The sequence below is a fragment of the Ruminiclostridium josui JCM 17888 genome (genome assembly GCF_000526495.1).
Classification (GTDB): Bacteria; Bacillota; Clostridia; order Acetivibrionales; family DSM-1351; genus Ruminiclostridium; species Ruminiclostridium josui.
Map to the genome: position 1 here is coordinate 971624 of NZ_JAGE01000001.1, position 23100 is coordinate 994723.

Consider the following 23100-nt stretch of genomic DNA (forward strand, 5'->3'; position numbering starts at 1 on the left):
CAGCCAATTCTGCAAACAGTATCTAATTTTTCGTCCCAAATGCTATTTAAACCACAATTGATTACTTCTTATTAGAATATAGTTTTGAACAAAAATCTATAATTGGTGTAACTGATTTTGGCTCATTAAGAAGCATCATATGATTTGGTGCATCTACATCCATTATCTTTAAATTAGATAGTTGGTTTTTCCACTCAGTCCAATAGTTTACATGGTCAAAGGAAAATTCATCTCTAGTAACAGTTAGGTATGGTTTTAAATTACCTTCAAACAATCCTCCGCCATTTCTAAAGTAAAAGCAATCAATATTTTGCTGATTAATTATAGGCGTTATTTTGTATTTTTCCAATTCATAAGCAAGCTGAACCTTTACGTTCTGATTAAGCAGAACATCTAGTTGACTTTCTGTCTTAGACAAACCATGGGCTTTTGCCAATTCTATGATTTGCTTGAAAAATTCTTCATCACTTACGTCTATATTCAACTCATCCCTATGAATAAGGGTTTTCTCTAATTCCCCATGATTCTGCAAAACTGAAGAAAGCAGCATCATATTGACTGTTTGAAAAATAATATTTTTAACTGCATTTTTGTTGAACCCGGTTAAGCTCTCCTGGAATGTATTGTCAGGCGAATCTATCATCACAAGGGTACTAACTGTCTGACCGAGTTCTTGAAGTTGACGTGTTATTTCATACGCTAAAATACCTCCCATACAAAACCCGCCTATATCATAAGGCCCCTCAGGTTGTATGGTCTGTATTATATGTGTATAATATGAAGCCATTGCATATATCCCATGAAGAGGTGTATGATTAGTCATCCATCCCCGGGCTTGAATGCCGAAAAATGGTCTCTCTATATTTTCTCCGATTAATTTATATGCCTCCACGCCTCCTAGAGCCCCATGAATCCAGAATATAGGGGTTCCATAAGAGCTTTTATTCAGGTGAATAAGTTCCGGAAATCCTGTCCAAGCAGTCGGCATTATTCTATTTGTGTTTACTTCCTTCATCACTGGGTCGCTTTTTGCGAATTCAGCAGACATATCTATAATATCCTGTAATGTTCTGCATTTCTGTAATCCAGTGAGATTAATTGCCGGAGCTATCCTGGTTTGCAATTGCTGCAACAACGGCATCAGCATTATTGAATCAATTCCATACTGCTCTACAGGTACATTTAACTTCATTTTCGAAGCTTCAATTTTCAGTAAATTAGATACTATATCTACTATATACTCTGACAGGGATATTTCTTCACTAAAATGCTCATTGCCCTCAAGCAATTTAATTGCTTTTTGCGGTTCTAATTCATTGGTTTGTTCAGAGCCAATCCAATAAAGCTGCTTTTCAAATGGATAGTTTGGCACAGATATCTTACGAGTTTTTTCCCCTTCATGTAATGCTTCCCATGGGATATCGTTTCCGTTAACCCAATAAAGTGCAAGTTTTTCAGGATCCTTTTCTTCTAAAAGTGCTTGTAACATGATATCCCCTATTTTTCCTGAAAACAGTCCATTTAGCTGTTCTTCCAAAATTCCTTCAAATATTTTCTGTGTATTCCCCTTTAAATCCTTATCCGTAGCCTGTCCTAAATATTGTCTAAGGGCTTTGACCAAATCTTCATGGTTTCTTACTACCATTGCCAATCGCACTTCCATCGCCTGACGGCCTGTTTGAAGTGTATATTCCAAATCCAAAAGAGAATACTCTTGCTGTGATTGCACAAACTCTAACAACTGTTTAGAAGCAGCTAATAACCGTTCTTTATTTTTTGCTGAAAGAACTATAATATGAGAAGTATTTTCAGAATAACACTGCTGAGGCTCCTCATTCTCAGGAACATATTCTTCCAGAACTACATGTGCATTCACTCCACCTAGTCCATAAGAATTAATGCTGGCACGCCTTGGGAGTTGTTTTCCTGTACTGTCCACCAGCACATCCCATTTGTGATTTTCCGATGAAATCAAGAAGGGACTTCTATCCAGAGATATATCCTCATTTATAAATCCAAATCCAGGAATTCCGGGTATTATCCGCTTTTGGAGTGCCAAAATCACTTTTAGCAGTCCTGCAAGTCCTGAAAAAATCTCTCCGTGTCCAATGCAGGGCTTTAAGCTACTAATATAGCAGTTTGGTATTGGCGAATCTTCCTGTGCTGAAGCTATAAGCTCTTGATATCCAGATTTTAAAGCATTAATTTCAATGCTATCTGCCAGTGTTCCCCCTATTCCATGAGCCTCTATATATGAAACTGTTCTAGGATCAATCCCTGCTGAGCGGTACGCCTGCATCATAGCAGTTTTCATACCAGATGCGTTGGGTGCAAACAAGGAAACTCCTTTACCACCATGGGCTACGGATGTTCCTTTTACTACAGCATAAATTCTATCATTATCAGCAATAGCTTTTGATAAAGGTTTTATAATTATTGCTCCAACTCCTTCACTTCTTACGAAACCATCAGCATCTTTCTGGAATGATTTTGATTTCCCTTCCTTACTTAAAAGATTCGCTGACTCAAGGTTAATAAATCCCACTGGAGACAAAAGCAGATTAACTGCTCCTATTATAGCCTGCTCGCATTCGTGATTCTTAATTGATTGAATTGCACGATGTAGAGCAACCATAGCTGAGGAGCATCCTGTTTCACAGCATTCACTAGGTCCGCTCAGATTTAATATATAAGAAATGCGGTTGGCCATCATTGATGGTGATGAATTAGCAGATAAACTCATACTATCTGATGTATTAGCCCCCATTTTTCCACCCCTGTAGTCACTAGGAGTCGCAGCAATAAATACTCCTGTTGATATGCCAGGCAATGCCTTTGGATTAATACCGGCATCTTCTATTGCGTACCAGATATATGTCAGCAAAAGACGTTGTTCAGGGCAAATATATTCTGCTTCTTTAGGTGAAATTCCAAAAAATAGCGGATCAAATTCTGCTACTCCACTAATAAAGCCTCCCCGCTTGCTCTGCATAGCTTCCATTTCATCTTTATAATCGCTATACCAATGTCTCCAATCTGACCAACGCTCTTGAGGAATTTCAATAATACAATCCTCTCCATTTATCAAATTATCCCAAAATTCACTTAAACTGTCACCTTTAGGGAATCTGCCACTTATTCCAATAATAGCAAAAGAGTCTTGTATCTCTTTTATCTGTTCCTGTTTTTTAACTTCTTCCGACTGTGAAAATACCTTTAATTTTGTAGTCCAATTTATCGTATTATTCAAGGCGATTTCGCTGGTCTCTGCTGCAGCCGCCGCTTCGTCCTCAATATTAGCAAGTTGAGTATCTTGTTTTATAGATGAACCTATCACCTCGCCGTACTTAGATATAATGTAATCGGCCAATTGATTAATTGTACTGTATTCAAACATTATTGTAATATCAAGATCTATGTTCAATGCCTGACCTATTATCCTAACCAAATTAACTGCAATTATAGAATCAAGACCATAGTCTGATAATGAATCTCCATAACCAATTTTGTCCATATCAACCTTTAATGTTTCTGAAATCTTCTGGGCTATGGTAAGTTTTATATAGTCCTCAAGCTTATTTGATTTGAAGGAACCTCTTTTCTCCTTTTTACTCATTGCAGTTTCTACGGTTTTTTCGTTATGCGATTTTTTATCTGCCTGTACTTTGCTTACAACTTTTATATTACCCGTTTCAGAGTTTCCTACCTGTTTTTGGCGAACTATTCCATCGCTTTTTGCAGCAATAATTTGCTGCAAAAAGTTCAAGGATTTTTCAAAAGGACGTAAGAATGAATGAAAACCTTCCTCTTCCAATAATCTATACCAAGTTTCAGTTGCTAGTCCAGGGCATCCTGGTATACGCAAAATTGGGTCCTCATACATCCACCATCCGTCTAATAGTCCAAATGTCAAATGGCTGAACAAATTGTTGCTACTTATTTCATTAAGCAGTATCAAACCATTTTTCTTTAGTACTGCCTTAGCATTGCGCATAGTTTCCCTGATATTTTTTGTTGCATGCAAAACATTAGCAGCTATTACAATATCATATTCCCCTCCAATGATTCCTTGAGAATCAATAGGCTGTTCAACATTAAATACTTTATAGGTCAAATAAGGATTATTAGCTCCATATTCTTTTTCTGCATGTAATAAAAACGCCTTGGATATATCTGTATAGCAGTATTCTTCTATATTATTCTGATATTTTCTAAGCTTTTCTAACACCACTGCACTTGTTCCGCCAGTACCTGCGCCAATCTCTATTATCTTAAGCTTTGACTGAGAGTCCTGAAGGAGCCTTTCTTCAATGTAAGCAACAACTGTGTTAGCTAATATTTCATTAAAGAAGTGTCCGGCTATATTATTTTTATAAACCGCCTCCACAAATTCTACTGACGAATCTGGAAACATTGCTTCAGTAGCTAGCATTTTACCAGTTAAAATGTCCGGTAAAGCTCTCAAGGTTTTCTCTACCAAAACAGCTTGTGCCTTCATTTCTGGTTCTTCCCACCATGAAACCTTTTTAATCTCCCATTCTTTCCATAAGGTTTCAATATCCAAAGCAGCGTATTCTTTTGCAGAATATGTGCCTTCATTATATGTAATATAGCCTGCCTGTATTAAAAGCCTGATACTTTCTTCCAGCCAGCGTTCAAATACAGTGCCTGGTTTAATTTTAGTCTTTAACGTATCAAATGATTGACCTTTTCCTACAAATAATCCTATATTCTGCAATTGAACCGATAGTAATTTATATAACAGCTCATCCATCTCTTTCATTTCTACATCTATTTTTTTCAGCTGCTTTGCAGGCAATTTAGGTATCAGAATCCTATCCTTCAGCTTCTGCATATCTAAAGCCGCATCCCTGGTGTAAATTGTACATAAATCCTTTGATATACTCATTCCTCTCATACCTGAAGGAGAGGTTGTTTTCACAAAGGATATCTGCTGCATTGGTCCGGCCAGCAGCCTGTCCAAGACATCAGCAGCCTCCTGTGGTTCAATCAAGCCTATACCTGCCTGCGCAAGCCGGTCTTTGTCCTTTACATTGTTAAAGAAATATCCCCAATTTACTACTTTTACAGCACATTTTAATTCCTGTGCCAACTGATGTGCAAATGCATCCTCAAAGACACAACATGAAGAATACGGGCTTTGCCCCGGTGCCATAAGGTATGAATTAATAGAGGAAAAGAAAAGCATAAAATCTAACGGTTCTTTTTGGAACACCCGAGCTAAATTCACACATACATTAATCTTTGAGGAAAGTACCTCCTGAAATATCTCCTCATCTATTTTTGAAATGGAGCCACCTAAGAAGACCTGAGCCGAATGAACTACACCGGAAATCTCAGGGTATTGCTGTTTAATCTTATCATAAGCTTGTTGAAGAGATTGTATCCTTGCAGCATCAGCGGAAATATATATAGGCTCTGATCCTATTTTTGATAATCTGTCTATTTTTGCTTGAATAGCCTCATCCTTAACTCGTCGTCCAATCCAAATGATTTTTGCATTGTATGTACGAATCATGCATTCACTCCAAGCTTCACCAATGCTTCCCGCTCCTCCTATAACAACATATACACCTTTATTTTTAAACAAGGTCTCCTCTTGAGGCAGATTTTTAATCTGAACCAGCTGCTGCCTATACCACTGATTACCTCGATAAATCAGGGCAGTTCCTCGAGAATCCGGAGTCATGGTGAAAATATCTTCCAAAGGCCAACTACACTCGGCTTCCATATCAACAAGCCTTACTTTCCAATTGAAATACTCTTTCGCCATTGAACCTATAAACCCGTGCAGGCTAGCATGAGTAGGATTTATCTTTTCATTTTTATTTATTGCCTGGGTTTGACAAGTAATCAAAGTCCAGTTTATGTCTTTACTATCATACCCCAGTTTAAGCAAGGCTTTTACTAGTCTGAATACTTGGATAACCCCGAATTTTTGTCCGTCTATTATACAGTTATCCATGGCTGAAGGTAAAATTTCCAAAGGGAAAATGCAGATTAAATGTTCAATAGAACCATATGTATTCAACTTTTCAGCCATATCCTCTATATTGTCCTCTGGCTTTATATCTGATAAAGTTACAGATTTATAGTACTGGCTGATTGCTTTAATATTTTGCTCTGTTCCACCAATAACCAAAACCCTTTCGTCAGGGTTCAACTGAGTTTGGGACTTCTCAACCTGAATTACATCCCAACTCGGAAGTAATGAAATATTTCCCACCAATTGGGATGTAGGGTCTTGAGCCGGTACAGTAGATTTCATTTCCTTATCATCCTTAGAGGATCCTCCTAAGGTTTTTGTTGAAGCCTTCTTCATTCGAACACAGAGCATACCTCTTTCGTCATACAAATCAATATCGTACTTAACTGTCCTATCCCCAGCTGAACTACCCTCACTATAACTAATCAGTGCCCACATATCAGAAGTGCAAGTGCCTAAAACCTCCAACTCCTGCAAAGCAAAAAGCAGAGATGGCTTCAGGTCTTCCAGATTCCCTGTTGTACTTAGCATAAGTGACATGGATTGAAAAGCAGCATCTATTATACAAGGGTGAAGCGTAAATTGATTAATAGTATCATTTAGTGAGACAGGTAATTTCAGCCTTGTCAGCACTTGATTTGTCCCTGTGTAAACTTCGGTAATGCATCGATATGAACTTCCATAACTAACACCTAATTTTTTTATCGTCCCATAGTATTCTTCAGGTGAAAATGAGATTTGTTGATATTTTAATTTCATATCAATTAAATCCAAAGTTTGAACATCTGAACGTGAGTTCACCGTGAACAAACCCTCACTATACACTATAGGTTCCATTCCAGCTTCTTCTGATTTGCTGTAAACTTTATATGAAACCTCTCCTGTTTCCGTTGGCAAAAGTCCAATATGAATTTTCACAGGGTCATTTCCCACTGTAATAGGTCTGGTCCAAACCACATTTTTAAGGCATATTACAGGCATGTTTAATTCTGACAGATCAATAGCATTTTCTACAGCTGCCCTTATCATTTCCAGATATGCTGCTCCTGGCAATATATTTTCACCGTTAACTACATGATCCCTTAAAATAAATTCTTTATTTGTTAAAGTAGAACTAAACTTCAGTCCAGAAAAGTCTGATGTGTTCTGATGTAATAATGGATGAATACATACTTCTCCTTTTATATTGCTATTGCACTTTTTCTGAGTATCGTCCACCCAATACCGCTCTTTGGTAAATGGGTAGGTTGGTAGAGGAATACGGCAATATCCATCATTTATAAATAACTGTTCAAAATCAAGGTTATACCCCTGTATATATAAATCTGCTATTGTAGCCATATACTCCATATAATTTTGACCTTGATCGTTTTCAGAACAGTACTTTATACATTGGTTCCCGTAACGTTTTAAAGCGGGCTGCTCTCTAAAGTCATTCCCATCTAATTCAGATACATATACCTGTTGATGCTTACCCTTCTCCAACCACTTTTTCAACAATACTGTAAGCTCCTCTAAATTTTGGACTACACAGGCCAAGCGGTGATTAAAGTGTTTTCTCCCAAGGAGTAAGGTGTAGCTCATATCACCAGAATTCACTTTTGGATTGTTTTCACAAAACTCTACCAATCGCTCAGCTTGCCGACGAAGTTGTTCAAAGGAACGTGCAGATAATACAATTAGGTAACCACTCTTTTCTCTATGACTCCTTTCAATCTCTGGAGCCTCCTCGATTACCATATGAGCATTTGTACCACTAAATCCGAAGGAGCTAACCACTGCCCGGCGTTTTGAATCAGGTTCTACCTCCCAGTCCCGGAGACCTGTGTTTATATAAAACGGACTATTCTCTAACTGGACAGATGGGTTAGGAGAATTAAAATGTAATGTAGGAGGAATTTTTTTGTTCTTCAATGACAAAAGAATCTTTATTACTCCTGCTACTCCCGATACAAGCTGAGTATGGCCAATATTTGTTTTTATTGTACCTAAGGCACAATATGCTTTTCTATTAGTATAGTGGGAAAACGCTCGTGTCAATGCCTGAAATTCAATAGGATCACCTAATACTGTACCAGTGCCATGAGCTTCTACCATTTGGATTTGCTCTGGATTTATGTCAAAAGTGTCATATACATATCTTTCTAAACGTTCCTGAGCATTCCCACTAGGCGCAGTTATTCCATTTGTGGTACCATCCTGATTTATGGCAGTTCCAGAAATAATTCCATATATATGATCTCCATGGGCTACGGCATCACTAAGACGTTTAAGAACAACAACGCCTGCTCCTTCACCAATGATAAATCCATCAGCACTTTCATCGAAGCTTTGGCAACAGCCGGTAGGTGAAAGCATTCCACCCTTATTGGCAGCTAAAAAGTTCTTTGGTGTTGATTGAACGTATACTCCTCCGGCCAAAGCCATCTCACTCTCCCCAGACCATAAGTTTTGGCAGGCAAGGTGAATGGCTACAAGGGAACTGGAACAGGCAGTATCAACGGCTATAGCCGGCCCATGCAAGTCTAGATAGTACGCAATTCTTGTAGGAATAACCGAACTCATGTTACCCCATATTGCTTGAGCAGGTAAATCATCCCCCAGTAGTTCTTGATAATCTCCTGTAGCACAACCCACAAAAACACCACATTTTTTCCCCTGAATTGCTGCTCCCGCATAACCTGAATCTTCTAGTGCCTTCCAGCACTCTTCCAAAAAGATTCGTTGCTGTGGGTCCATATAAGCAGCCTCAAAACCTGAAATATTGAAAAATAGAGGTTCAAATAGGTCAATGCCGCTTAAGAAGCTGCCTTTTTTACAGTACTTATCATTTTCTGAAAAATAATTTGATATATCCCAACGAGTTACTTCTTCCGTCAGGTCTACTCCATTTGATATATGCTCCCACAATTGATTTACTGTTTCTGATTTAGCAAATCGTCCGCTCATACCAACTATTGCAATGGGCTCCCTGGATTCATTGTTATCCGCCATCTTTTTACTTGTGCTATAGCAATTATTGCAAGAAATAAAATCTTCGGAGCCAATATTATTGTCTAATGGCTCTTCTTGTTTTCCATTATAAATCAATTCACTATTAAACTCTGTTTTTTGTTTTAAAACACCAGTAATCTTATTTTTGTATTTTGACAAAATATATTTACACAGTTGATTTATCGAACTATATTCATATGTGCAGGTTACGTCCAGGTCAATTAATAAGGTATCGTTTATTGCATGAACCAAACTAATTCCTGAAATAGAGTCCAACCCGTAGTCTGCAAAGGATTGCTCTACATCCAGTACATTATTATCTAATTTCAATGTTGCAGATAACGTTTCCATTACTACTTCTTTTACATAATCAAATACTATCTGATCAGATAATTCTTCCCCGGAAAATACCACTTTTGGTGCAGGACTTGCCTTGAATATCCTGTTTTTTGAGAAATATTCATCTTTTATTACACGTTTTTCATGGCTATTTTCAGGAGTTTTATAGTTTTTCAGTGTAAAAGGATAGGTTGGCAAACTTATTTTAAAAGGTCTAACATTACCATATATCAAATTCCAATCTATACTAATACCTTTAGCCCACAGTTCTGCAATCCTCAGTAAATCACCGTTTAATAACCAATCCTTAATTAACTCTTGAGATTTCTTATCCTCAAATAATTTTACAAAGTCGGACTTTGCATCTCCATGGAAGCAATTTTCAATATTTTCATTAGAATTAATAAACTTTTCTAATTTTTCACATAATTCAGCTATAGAATTTACAACAAAAATAACCCTGCTGTCCATTCCCTCTCTGCCGGTTTGAAGGGTATAAGCCAGAGATGCCAAATCTAAACCTGTAAATTCCTGTTTTCTAACATATGCAAGCATATCCTTTGCATATTCTTTTAGACATTCCTTGTTTCTGGCTGATATAGGAATCAAATAAGAACTACTATTATTATATTTACTCTGTTTGGATTCTCCATTCCTCTTGTATTCTTCCATAATGGTGTGAACATTTGTACCCCCAATTCCAAAGGAACTCACTGCTGCTCTACGTGGAAAAGGTACATTGTCCCATCTCGTCAGCTTATCTACAACATAAAATGGTGAATTATTAAAATCAAAATTAGGATTTGGAATTTTATAATTAAGAGTTTGGGGAATTTCTTCATTATATAAGCTTAGTGCTACCTTAATGCATCCCACAAGACCTGCTGCTGTGTCAAGGTGTCCAATATTGGTTTTAACGGAGCCAATTCCGCAGAACTGTTTCTTTGCAGTATACTTTCTGTATGCATCATCCAATGCTGATAGTTCAACAGGATCTCCTAGTTTTGTACCTGTTCCATGGGCTTCAATATAGCTTATCGTTTCGGGATTTACACCAGTCATATTAATTGCTTTTTGAATCACTTCACTCTGACCCTTAATTCCTGGAGCATAAAATCCTACTTTATCAGCTCCGTCATTATTAACAGCAACCCCTCTTATAATGGCATAAATATTATCCTTGTCTTTTATAGCGTCCACTGCCTTCTTGACGAGAATAACTGCAACTCCATCCCCACCTACTATCCCGTCTGCTGAGGCGTCAAAAGTCTTTACATGACCATCGCTGGAAAAATTCATTCCACCCTGATGCATATATCCTGATGTGGTAAATATTGAGCAGCCGCCAACCAGCGCATATTTTGCATCATCAACCATCAGGCTCTGATAAGCAAGATTTAATCCTGCCAATGAAGAAGAACAGTTTGTCTGGACAAAAAGGCTTGGTCCTTTTAACCCTAATTTATAGGATATCATTGTGGCTATAGTGCCGCCTTGGGCATAAATCCTTGATGAATACCCCATAGAGTCTCCCATTATCTCATCCGTCCCTACAAACTGTTGGGGATTGGTACTGGTACTCATAAATACACTTGTATTTGGAATTTGCTTTGAGATGTATCCAGCATCCTCTATGGCTTTCCATGAATGAAGAAGCAGCATCCTTGCTTGAGGATCCATAAGTTCTGCATCCTTTGGAGAAATATTGAAAAATTCCGCATCAAATAAATCCTTTCCATCAATACATCCTTGAACAGGAATAAAATCCGGCTTATTGATAATATCATCAGACAGCCCTGCTTCTATAAGTTCTTCTCTGCTAAAAACTTTGAAGCATTCTTTTCCCGATCTTATATTTTCCCAAAATTCATAGTGATTTTTTGCACCAGGGACACAAACAGAAATTCCTATAATGGCCAGGCTATCATTGTAATATTCAGGATATTCGGAGTAAGAATCAGAATAATCCATCTTTTTGTCTACCCTGTTCAAATCAGTATTTGTATTAGTCTCGGTAGTCAATAGCGATACCCCTTCTGATGTAACCGTTGTCACATGCTCACTTAATTCTTTTATGTTGGAATATTTAAATAATACTGTGACATTAAGATTAATTCCTAATTCCTCATTTATCCTATCTATGACCATCACAGCTAAAATAGAATCTCCGCCTATTTGGAAAAAGCCGTCTTTTGCGCTTATTTCGTCAATTTTGAGAGTTTCCTTCCATATTTTTAATATCCTTTCTTCTATTTGAGACTGTGGCAGGGCAATCTCTTCTGTTCTTACCACCTTAATTTTGCGACTCATCAAATCCTTTCTGTCAATTTTACCACTCAGAGTCAGTGGCATTGATTCAATTTCTATAAAGAAAGCAGGTATCATGTAATCCGGCAAACGTACTTTCAGGTGGTTCCGTAATATTTCTGTACTAATGGGATTTCCATGTTCTTCATTTGATGAATTTTTACGTACATAGTAGGCAACAAGATGCTTTATTTCTTCCTGCTCTTTTAAAACTACAGCACATTCCTGAATTTCTGGATGAGACCTAAGCTGAGTTTCAATCTCACCCAATTCAATACGGAATCCATGGAATTTTACCTGATAATCGATTCGGCCTAGGAACTCAATATTACCATCGGTACGATACCTTGCCAAGTCACCTGTCTTATACAGCTTAGTCCCGGGTATAAATGGATTCTCAATAAACTTATTCGCTGTTTGGTCAGGTTGGTTAAGATACCCTCTGGCAAGACCGTCTCCTGCAATGCACAATTCTCCCGGAACTCCAATTGGCTGTAGCTCATTGTTCTGGTTAATTATGCATATCCATTTATTATTGATAGGTTTCCCGATAGGAACAATCCCCTCCGGCAAATCCTCTTCATTATATGGGCATTCCCAAACTGTAGAAATGATAGTATCTTCAGTGGGACCGTAAGCATTATAGTATTTAACTTTTTTATACCACTTCTTAAGTAGTTTATAATCTATTTCAGAGCCACCTGTAATAAGTTTTTCCATTGTGTATATTCTTTCCGGGTCTACACCTGCTAAATAAGGAGGAGGCAACAGAGCAATTGTTACTTTATTCTCATTCATGTAATTTTCAAATTCCCTCACATCATCTATTTTTTCTTGAGGAATTATACATAATGAGGCTCCCGCCAGAAGTGATATAAATATTTCGAAAGTCGAAGCATCAAAAGAAATACTGGCAAATTGAGCTACCCTGTCCTTTTCAGTTATAATAAGCTTGTCAGTGAAGAACTTACTTAAATTTGCTATTCCCTTGTGCTCAATCATAGCTGCTTTAGGCATACCAGTGCTTCCTGATGTATAAATTACATATGCTAAATCATTTGATTTGATTTTATTTGTAATGTATTTTTTATTATCCTTATGATTCTCTAATTTAAATTTGTCAATGTCGGAATCAACTGTGATTACTTTGGTATCATCATCAGTTATTTGTAATACTGTATTAATGAGTTTTGACTGGGTCAGTATAACTGAAGCACCACTGTCTTTTATCATATACTTTAAACGCTCAGAAGGATTCCTGGGTTCCAGAGGAAGGTAAACACCTCCGGCTTTAAGTATTCCTAAAATCCCTGCAATTAACTCAACTGACCTTTCCATACAAAGACCAACCATGCATTCCTTTGTTATCCCCACAGATAGCAAATAGTCAGAAATACTATCGCTTTTTTCAGACAATTCTCCATATGTAAGTGTTTTTTCACCGCAACTTACAGCAATAACATCCGGTGTTTTTTTTGCCTGCTCCTCAAACAATTCATGTATGCACTTGTCAGAATAATCTACCCTGTTTGAATTCCAGTCAGCCAAAATGGCCTTCTTCTCCCTTTCTGATATTAACTGATATTTTTCCAAGGCTAATCCCGGGTTTTCTATTCCATCCTCCAAAAGCTTTAAGTAATGCTCCATCATATTACTTATATTGACCGCACTAAATAAATCAGGATTATACTTTAAGTTAAGGGTAATATCGTCTGTCTCCTCGTAAATCTCCAATGCTAATTCATATTCTCCCTCCTGATGTATTTCCTCAACGAATTCTATAGGAAAAACATCGCGACAACTCTCCTGAATCTCATGTAATCCATTTGATTGGAAGAAATTTTGATAAGCGAAAGTAACCTGAAAAACAGGATTATTTCTTAAACTGCGAGGAATATTTAAGTCATGAACTAAAATTGGAAAAGGATATGCAGCATGATCCAGTCCGTCTATCAAGGTAAACTGCAGCTTTCTCATGAAATCAATGAGTGTATCCTCACATAATATCTGACTCCGTATAGCAATCATATTTACAAAATAGCCAATAACTTTTTCAAACCGTTCCTCCGGACGTCCTGCTACAGGCATTCCTACGATAATATCATTTTGCCCAGAGTAAGTATATAACAAAAGTTTGAAGATTCCCAAAAAAACTACTGATAAATTAAAATCATTGTCTTTGGCAAATAGCTTTACTCTGTTTATCAAATCCTTTGTAAGATGGTGGGTATATACCTCTCCTGCATAACTTTGAACCAAGGGCCTTCCATAGTCACTGGGAAGCTCCAGTATCGGCAATATTCCTGATAATTGATTTTTCCAGTATAAACGGTGTTCTTCTCCCTCAGGGCTTTCCAGCATATCCTTTTCCCACTTGGCAAAACTGGAACAATCTGGTAAAGAAGTGCTTATTGTAACATTTTCTCCTTTAAGTAGTGCTTTAAATGTATTTAATAATTCTGTAACCAGCAAAAGCATTGAGCTGCCGTCAAATATAATATGATGAATGGTAATAAGCACAAAATGCTCTTTACCTTGATATGATAAGAAGCTTATCCTCATCAAAGAATCATTTTTCATTAAAAAAGGCTTTTTAGACTTCTCTCTGATATACGGAATAATATCACAATACTCCAAAGAAGATATGTCTTCTTCATATACCGTAACGGTTTTCGCTGGTTCTATCTTTATAAAAGGCATTCCACTCTCTTCAATAATGGTACTGATTAAAATTGGATGTTTTTTAACAACCAAGTCACATGCCTTATTGAACTTTATTTTATCTATGTCACCACTGATACGAATGCAAATTGGTACGTTATAGGCACTCATATCGGGGAACATTTTTTGCAGCATCCATAAACCTTTCTGTCCTTCAGAAAGATTTATAGAATATGCTTGTCCGGAAACGGAGTTATCAGCAGATTGTGACGCTGAAGCTGATTTGATATCTAAAGTATCACTGCTCTTTATTATTCTTTTTTTAACGATACTATCTGCTAACGACAAAATAGTTTTATGTTCAAATATCTCACGAATTGTAAGCCTTATTTGAAAATTCTTCTCTAGCCCCCTGATTAATCTCAGGATATTAATAGAATCTAAACCAATACTTTGGATACTTTTTTCCATGTGAATTCTATCTTGCTTTATTTTTAACTTGTCTTTCAAAAAATCAGTAATATACGAAGTTATTTTATTTAACTCTGAATCCATTTCTAAATTATAAGTATTTGAACTCTGCCCTTTATTAGTACTCTGCTCCTCAAGATGACTGTGGCTATACTCGTATAGTATCTGAAGCTTATTATTGATGTAGTCATTGCGGCATTGCCTTCTTTGAATTTTGCCACTGCCTGTTCTTGGTATACTTCCCGGTCTAACCAGAACGATTTTAGCCAGTTCCAGTTGATGTGTCTCTGTTACAGCTGCAAATATCCCATCTACTATTTTCTGATAATCAATATCATCTGAAACAGAGACTTCCTGTACCACCATTACATGTTCTATCTGATTAACCTCATAAGAAAAGACAGCCAATGGCAATGTAAGGGTAGGAACTTTTTTCTTTATTGTCCATTCTATATCAACAGGATAATAGTTTTTACCATGAATTACTATTACCTCTTTACTACGACCAACAATATAGAGATGATTATCTTCTATAAAACCCAGATCTCCTGTACGTAAAAAACTTTTTGTTTTGCTATGTTTTAATTTCCCTTTGAAGGTTTGCTCCGTTTCAATATCCCGATTCAAATACCCGATACCGGCTGATGGAGACTTAACCCATATTTCTCCAATCTTATCTCCTGAAGAAATTTCATTTGTTTCAGGATTCACAATTACTATTTTGTTTGGAGCTTCAATCTCTCCGCAGCTCACTAACCACTTTCTTGTACTATCATTATCAGCTTTTTTAATAATATCAAGCTCTAAGCTTGAAACATCTGCAGGAATAAATCTTAATGCCTCACCCGGTCTTTTGGTAGTTACTGAACCACATTCCGATAAGCCATAATGGGGACAGAATACTTCTTTTTTCAATCCTAAAGGCTGAAATTTCTCAGTAAATTTTTCATAAGTTGCTTTACTAACAGGCTCACCACCGCATATAATTGCCTGAAGTGATTTAAGTGAAATGTCTTTGATTTCAGAAATATCAACATCAGAGCAACAGAAATCAAAAGCAAAATTAGGTGCGGCGGTATGCGTTGCAGACCACTGATTAATAGCTTTAAACCATAACTCAGGATTTTTAACAAAGCTGTCTGGAGATAGTATTATACTTGTTGCACCTTTCAAAAGCGGTCCAAGTATATTGAAGAAAAGTCCGAAATTGTGAAATTGTGGCATCCATGTGACAATACAACTTTCACTGTTTATTTTCCACTGATTTGAGCCTAAAAATGCTTGAGATACTACGTTAGCTTGGGTTAGCATAACCCCTTTTGGCTGAGAGGTAGAACCGGATGTGTAAAGCAGCATGGCCAAATCCTGGAGTTTCTGCTTTCTTGGCTCAAGATAAATGTGGTTACTCAAGTCTAATTCAGAAATATTTATTATTTTTATGCTTTTAATATCCTGTTTACTATTTAAGAATTCCATAAAAATTGAAGCTGTGATAATACAAGCAGCTTGCGAATCTTCCAAAATTGTCTTAATTTTTTCAAAAGCCTGTTCCGGCTGGGATAAGTCCGTTATGGCCATTGGTATTGCTACAATATTAGCATACCAGCAGGCAAGTAATGCATTAATATATTCAAGACCCGTTGGTAATAACAGTATTGCCTTTGATTGTGGTGGCATTTCCTGCAGTTTACTGCCTAAGATTCTTGATTTAAGTAGTAAAGATGTCCCTGTCAGAAAAGACTGATTATCTGATTGTAAAACAAACATATTCTTTTCCGGAAATTGCATACAGGTATTAGAAAACACCTGCCACGGCGTACTTGTAAGCTCTTGCTCAAAGCTATGTAATTTCATATGCGTTCCTCCGTACAATATTCTTATTCAGTTCTATCTACTCTGGAAATAGGTGATTGGAAACTTTTCAATAATTCGTCCGATTATATTTTGACTGTGCTTAACCAAATAGGCTCTAGATAACAACAATGATTGCTCTTGAGTACCAAAATATTGAGCCAGTGAATTACATGGTTCAGTCCAATATCCGATTATTTCTCGATACGTATCTAATTTTTCTTTCTTCCATAGCAATCCAATAGGCATATCAGTATTAAGTAATTTATCTTGGCTCCATGGAGAAAGAAGTTCATACATATAAATAGATTCAGCATAAACATAATTCTGCCGATTGCTCTTTAGTAAAACGCTCCTTTTAAGAATTTTTGTATTATTGGAGCATAGAGATTTTTCTTTTTCACCGCTGAATGTAAATTGTTGTTCCAACTTTTCTACAGTGATAGACTCACCTGTATATAGTCTAAGTAAATCTGTAACTGTGCCATCTGTAGCTAGAAGAATTTTTTGAAACAAACTTAACGGTTCATTTTTGGTAATAAAGTCATCAAAAGACATAAATTCCAGTTGATTTTCATCTTTGTCAGCAATCATTCCGATGGCACCCCTTTGTAAATCGTCATTTTTGACTAAATAAAGCACGAATGTATTACAATAATATCCATATTTATATAATATTATAATTTTTGTGATTTTTTTGTCGTTATTTGATATTTGAGCTTTATTTTTTGCCTAAATTAATCTATAATAGCTTCAGTATATACGGGAAATTAATAAGGAAATCTAAACTGTAAGTCATTCCAGATAATAGAGATGAAACAATGAATTTGCCATGGTCTGAGCTCTATATATAAATCATTTATTTATCTTAACTAAATAAGTGTTCACAAATATGGGAATTATGTTATAATTATACAAAATGTTAACTATAATATCTGTATCACTGTATAAAAAACTAGGAGCGTGATAATATGAAAGATAAAGATTTAGCACAAGGTGAAGACTCAAAAAACCCAAACTTGTTACTTGAGAAGCTATTAAAGACTAGATCAATAATTATTTCAGGAGAAATTAACCAAGCTTTAGCCGAAAAAGTAACTATGCAGCTTCTCTCACTTCAAGAAATGGGAAATGAACCAATAAAGATATTTCTTAACAGTCAGGGAGGCCATGTTGAGGCTGGAGATACAATCCATGATATGATTAAGTTAGTCAAACCAAAAGTAGTTATAATAGGAACTGGTTGGGTTGCAAGTGCCGGTATTACTATTTATCTGGCAGCAGAAAAAGAAAATAGGTATTCCTTACCTAATACAAGATATATGATACATCAACCATTAGGAGGAGTGAATGGTGCTGTTTCTGATATATTGATTGAAGCTGATGAGGTAATAAGAATACGTGAGAGAATAAATAGGATTATAAGTAATGCAACAGGTCAGCCTTTTGAAAAAGTGGAAAAAGACACTGATAGGAATTTTTGGTTAAGTGCAGAGGAAGCCATTAAATACGGAATAGTAAATAAAATCATTACAAAATATGAGGAATTGGAAAATATATAGTAAGAAAATACAACTAAAACTTCAATCAAAATTTAAGACTTAAATAGCAGACTAACAGGTATTTGCCTAAACAAATACCTGTTTAGTTTATTTATTTGGAGTTATTTGCTGCCAGCATAAAACTTAAGATATTTTTCAATATTTGCATCCCAATATGCTCCTTCATGTTTCCCCTTATTAAGGTAATACTGGGAATCTACACCTTTAGAATATAATATCTTGTACAGCTTTTCACAGCCCTCATAGAATCTATAACTATCTTGATCACCACAATCCAGATATACCTTCAAGTTGGTAAGGTCTTTATTTTGAGCTACTAGAATGGGATCTCCCTCATTTTTTAGCTCTTCAGTTGGATGCAAAAAGGATCTGACTGGACTTGTGCTGCCGTCTAAAAAAATTGCAGGGCTATGTCCACCCACTTTGCTAAACATATCTGTATGCGCAAATGCCATATGTAATGCCACCCAACCACCCATAGATATTCCGCCAATATAGCGGCCTTCTCTGGAAGAAATGGTGCTATAGGTTTTATCAATAAAGGGGACTAATTCCTTATAAAGGTAATCTTCATACCTACCCGTATCAAAATAATTCAGTGAATTATTTTCATCATTTTGAGAATTTATTCCATAGCTATTATCAATTTGTGGTGCAACAATGATTAATGGCACAATTTCTTTTTTGTCAATTAGCTCATTTGCCTTTTTATCCGTTTGAAGTTCTGGAAACCATGAATCCTCATTCCCTGTATATCCATGTATTAAATAAAGTACCGGGTACTTATTCTTATTGCTATACCCTTTAGGCAGATAAATATTAATCTTCATTTCTTTTTTTAGTGCCTCACTTGAAAAAGAAATTTTTGTGACTCCTTCAAAATTATCCTGAGTGTTTTTTATAGTTTCTGCTGATTCTTTTGTTGCGGTACGGACGCTTTTTTGACCACATCCGCTTATTATGAAGAAAACCATAATAATAAATATAAGTGTACTCATTTTTCCACATGTCATATAGTTACCTCCTCTAAATTATACTTTTTAAGAATCAATTTAATTCCTAATTCCATGGTTTATATGCAAAAAGAACAGAGAGAAAATAATTCTGTCTCCCTGTTCTTTTTTTAAGATTGTTTTACTTTACCGTAACTGCATCGTTTTTGTCTAAACTGTATTTATTTGTTATCAAAGAACAAATCCGGTAAGATATTGTATAAATAACGATTCACACAAGTCCAGTTATGTGCTCCGCCCTCCAATGTTAAGTAATAGAAGTTACCTTTTCTAAGATCTGCGGAATAAACAAACATGTCAGTAAGTTTCTTCATTTCAGCAATCTGGGAATTCATTCCGCCATAAGCTAAATCAGCAGTACCTGTTGCACAGAAGATTCGTATATCATCTTTTGTATAACCTGCTCTTTTAGCGATTTCAGATAAATATTTAGCTTTAATCTCGTCATCTGTTCCTGTGAAAGCATATCCTTCATTCTTTATTGAGTCTACATCCTGCCAGCACCATAAACTAATTGGAACATAGTATTTAAAATAATCTATAGCATAAATATAGTTATACCAAGTGCAGGCTGACCCCATGGAGAAACCACCAACAGCTCTGTGATTTCTTGCTGCCTTCAAGTCATATTCACTAAGTGACTGAGCGTATACATTATATTTTCCTTCGATAGTAGGTATTATATCATTCACTAATTCATTATGGAAATTTTTAATACGGAACAATCCATCTTCACTCTGTCTTTCAGCTGAATATGGAGCTGTATTATACCAAGTAGGAGTAACGATAATCATTGGCTTCATCTTGCCATCAGCAATCAAATTATCAACTACTCTCATAAGTTCGGTATTCTGGCCAACTCCGCCAAAAGCAGTGTGCTGACTCTCAGCATTACCATGAATCAGATATAATACATCATATTTCTTAGTTGTATCACTTTCGTCATATCCATGAGGAAGATATACAAGCATATACTTGTCTAAATCCCTTGCCTCTGCATCATAAGTATTTGTTTTATAGTCAACTCTTACGATCGAACCCCTTATACTCTCAGGGTCTGATGTTCTGTATGCCTTTGGTATATCTCTACACTCTTTTTCATCAAATGATAAGTCGTTATGTACCAAATTATCAATAGCAGCCTGCAACATATTGAGCAATTCATCAAATTTAGCTTGTGTTGAAGTCTTATCAGCAATGGCAGCTTCTGATTCCTTAATAAGTTCGTCAACTACATCTCCGTTAGAATAACGTTTGAGTTCAATTTCCTTTGCACTAATAACTAAGGATTGCAAATCATAAAAGTTTGGCTTTGATACAGAATTGATACCTTTACCAGTTAAAAGCATTTGACCAAGTTTGCTTGTATCCTGATAAGCAGTACCCGTAGCATCAAATATATTCAAAGTAGCTATTCTTGTACTTCCTGTTGCATCATTTATCTGACCTTCCACACCCATAACCTTACCATTGGCCGGAGTTTCAGTTAACGCAACACGGCCTTCAATTACATAACCGCCTGCTACTACCTTTGCAGCTGAATATAGATTTGTTAAATCACCATGGTCAGCGGATCTTTCATTCTTAAAATTGATTCTAAACTGACTATCGTCCCCTTCATATATACCATTTCTCTTATTATCTTGGTCTAGGAAAAATTCAACGCTATCCTTTTCATAAACATTACCTGAAGCATCGGATAGGTTAGCATCCTTTACTTCGGCAAGGAAGTATACAGCGTTATCATCCCACAGCACTTTTAATGTTGCTGTTGTATCAGTACTGCCGGAACTTACCTTGGTAAATTTTACTGGTTCAGCAAGCTTCCATTCATCTTCAATGACTCCGTCAATATTATCCGGTGCACCATAGTAGGCAACAACTCTTCCGTTGACATCAAAACCATTGGCATCAACTTTAACTCTTTGATTTCCTTGGTTACCATTACCTGTAGGCTCTTGAGTTTCTTGGTCCTCAGTAGTTGCACTACCATAGCCAAGCTTCTGAGCAAGAGTCTTTGTTTCTCCAGCAACTGGCTTATCAAGAGCTTCCTTAATTGCAGTTACTAAATCGGCATTACTTATCTGACCTTTTATAGTACTAATCTTAGTAAGACCCTTTTCAGCTGCAAACTTAATTGTATTTGCATATGTAAAGTCTTTTCCTGTTTCGTATCCCAATGCTTCAAGCAATACTTTGTAAATCAGTTGAGCAGTCGCCGGGCCGTTAGGATCAAAATTACCCCCACTTATACCAACCCATCCCAACTGAGGATTAGCCTTGAGATATGCCAAAAAATTTCTTCCTGCTTTCCATGCTAATGAATTAGCATCAACAAAGTTCTCTTGAGATGAAAAATTAAGTGCCTCAGTCTCTAATCCACGCAACTTAAGAGAGATTACTGCCGCTTGAATTCTTGTAGTTCCTTTTGCAAGGTAATCGGCATTTACCCCCTTCCCATCGCCCTTAATTATATTGAGCTTTTCCAAATACTGTGCATCAGTATTTGTGACACCAACAGCAAATGAAGGGATCGCAAATGTTGCAAGTACGCATATTGCTAAGACTATCGCAATTAGCTTTTTGAGATTTCTCATACTCTCAAATCCTCCTGATAGATTAAATATTTTATAGTCTTGATTTTCATTGAATATCAAAACTATATCATATATCTTAAAGCAAATACTCCTAGAATTCTTCTGAGACTGCTTCAAAGATTTTATCTAATTATTTCGGCAAAACCAAACCCAAGTCCTTTTTTTATATAAATTTTGCTGTATAAAATATTACATTTTTTAAATTTCTTTAAATTATTATATTTTCTTTCCAGCAATATTAGACATAGTTTCTCTTTGGTTGCTGGTATATCTTAATATTGAGAGCTTATCATCTTTTTATCTAATAGGATTTTGGAGGGAGGATATCCCTTGATTCTTTTAAATAACTTGCTGAAATAGAAAATATCTTCAAAGCCGCATTTATATGCAACATCCTTTACGGAAAACTCTCCGCTAAGAAGAATATTTTCAGCATTGTTGATTTTCATCTTATTAATATATTCCTTTACAGAAGAACCTGTATACTTTTTGAAAAGTGTTCCGAAATATGCGGTTGTTACGCCGGCATTTCTGGCGAGTTCTTCTACTTTGATAGGATTGTAGAGATTACTTAGGATATATCTGATGGTTTCTTGGATTCTGCTGTCCATATTATGAACGTTATTTCTATAATAGAATCGCTTGAAATAATTATGAAGAATCATCAAGACCAATGCGCGAGCTTCTATTTCAAACCCTGGACTTTTTTTCAACCACACTAGTGTCAGTTCATTATATAAATATAACAATTCTTCTGATGTGCCAACATGTGATAACAATGGAAAAGGAAGTTCAACATCATTCCCTTTAGTGTCATATAATTGGAAATTTACAGAAAATGTTTCCATAGGGTTGTCTGGATCCGTAGTTGCACTTCGCTGGCTACCTTTCGGAATACAAATGAGATCGCCTTGATTGACTTCATAATATTCGCCATTCACTTTGTAAAAGGCTTTCCCTCTTGAGAAGTAGGATAAATCTATAAAGTTAATTGTAGAGTCTTGAATAAACCAGTTTGGAGTAGCGTGTCTATTATTAAAATACTCTATTTTAGGATTAATATCTTTGTAATCCATATACATACCCCATTTCCTAAAAAAATACAAATGATTTAATTTACATCCATGGATTTTATTATAAGATTTTCATATTATAGTATCAATAGCCAATAAAAAATATGTCGAATCTGACATACTATATCAAACGGGAGGTGTTTGTAATGCTCGTCAAGCCACATACGACGCAACCCAATGGGTAAGTGCGCTGTGCAAAACGCAGCTATATTAAATAGTTAACTC

6 protein-coding genes are annotated in these 23100 nt (G+C 36.2%); 1 reads left to right on the forward strand and 5 read right to left on the reverse strand.

Going from position 1 to position 23100, the window contains the following annotated elements:
- Nucleotides 1–61: 61 nt before the first annotated feature.
- Nucleotides 62–16633: a non-ribosomal peptide synthetase gene (locus tag K412_RS22120; RefSeq protein WP_024832023.1), complete on the reverse strand. Its 16572-nt coding sequence runs from the start codon at nucleotides 16631–16633 to the stop codon at nucleotides 62–64.
- A 33-nt stretch (nucleotides 16634–16666) separates the two neighbouring features.
- The gene (locus K412_RS0104550) at nucleotides 16667–17224 is read right to left on the reverse strand and encodes a chorismate--pyruvate lyase family protein (protein ID WP_024832024.1); all 558 of its coding nucleotides are present in this window, start codon (nucleotides 17222–17224) and stop codon (nucleotides 16667–16669) included.
- Between the two features lie 377 nt (nucleotides 17225–17601).
- Between K412_RS0104550 and K412_RS20395 the strand changes: the two genes are divergently transcribed.
- Complete coding sequence (locus K412_RS20395; protein WP_034847162.1) at nucleotides 17602–18192, forward strand: ATP-dependent Clp protease proteolytic subunit; 591 nt, start codon at nucleotides 17602–17604, stop codon at nucleotides 18190–18192.
- 101 nt (nucleotides 18193–18293) lie between these two features.
- Here K412_RS20395 and K412_RS0104560 read toward each other — a convergent pair whose 3' ends face one another.
- The 3 genes from K412_RS0104560 to K412_RS0104570 all read right to left on the reverse strand — a co-directional run bounded on the left by K412_RS0104560 (nucleotide 18294) and on the right by K412_RS0104570 (nucleotide 22878).
- Nucleotides 18294–19205: an alpha/beta hydrolase gene (locus K412_RS0104560; RefSeq protein ID WP_024832025.1), complete on the reverse strand. Its 912-nt coding sequence runs from the start codon at nucleotides 19203–19205 to the stop codon at nucleotides 18294–18296.
- A 161-nt stretch (nucleotides 19206–19366) separates the two neighbouring features.
- Nucleotides 19367–21802, reverse strand: coding sequence for a sugar-binding protein (locus K412_RS0104565; protein ID WP_024832026.1), 2436 nt, complete (start codon nucleotides 21800–21802; stop codon nucleotides 19367–19369).
- Nucleotides 21803–22074: 272 nt separating this feature from the next.
- A complete protein-coding gene (locus tag K412_RS0104570) occupies nucleotides 22075–22878 on the reverse strand; it encodes an AraC family transcriptional regulator (RefSeq protein WP_024832027.1) in 804 nt (267 codons plus the stop codon).
- Nucleotides 22879–23100: the final 222 nt, after the last annotated feature.

Bases quoted from the DNA above. Each gene is read 5' to 3' on its own strand.
- K412_RS22120 (WP_024832023.1), bottom strand. From the start codon at position 16,633: ATGAAATTACATAGCTTTGAGCAAGAGCTTACAAGTACGCCGTGGCAG.
- K412_RS0104550 (WP_024832024.1), bottom strand. From the start codon at position 17,224: ATGATTGCTGACAAAGATGAAAATCAACTGGAATTTATGTCTTTTGAT.
- K412_RS20395 (WP_034847162.1), top strand. From the start codon at position 17,602: ATGAAAGATAAAGATTTAGCACAAGGTGAAGACTCAAAAAACCCAAAC.
- K412_RS0104560 (WP_024832025.1), bottom strand. From the start codon at position 19,205: ATGACATGTGGAAAAATGAGTACACTTATATTTATTATTATGGTTTTC.
- K412_RS0104565 (WP_024832026.1), bottom strand. From the start codon at position 21,802: ATGAGAAATCTCAAAAAGCTAATTGCGATAGTCTTAGCAATATGCGTA.
- K412_RS0104570 (WP_024832027.1), bottom strand. From the start codon at position 22,878: ATGGATTACAAAGATATTAATCCTAAAATAGAGTATTTTAATAATAGA.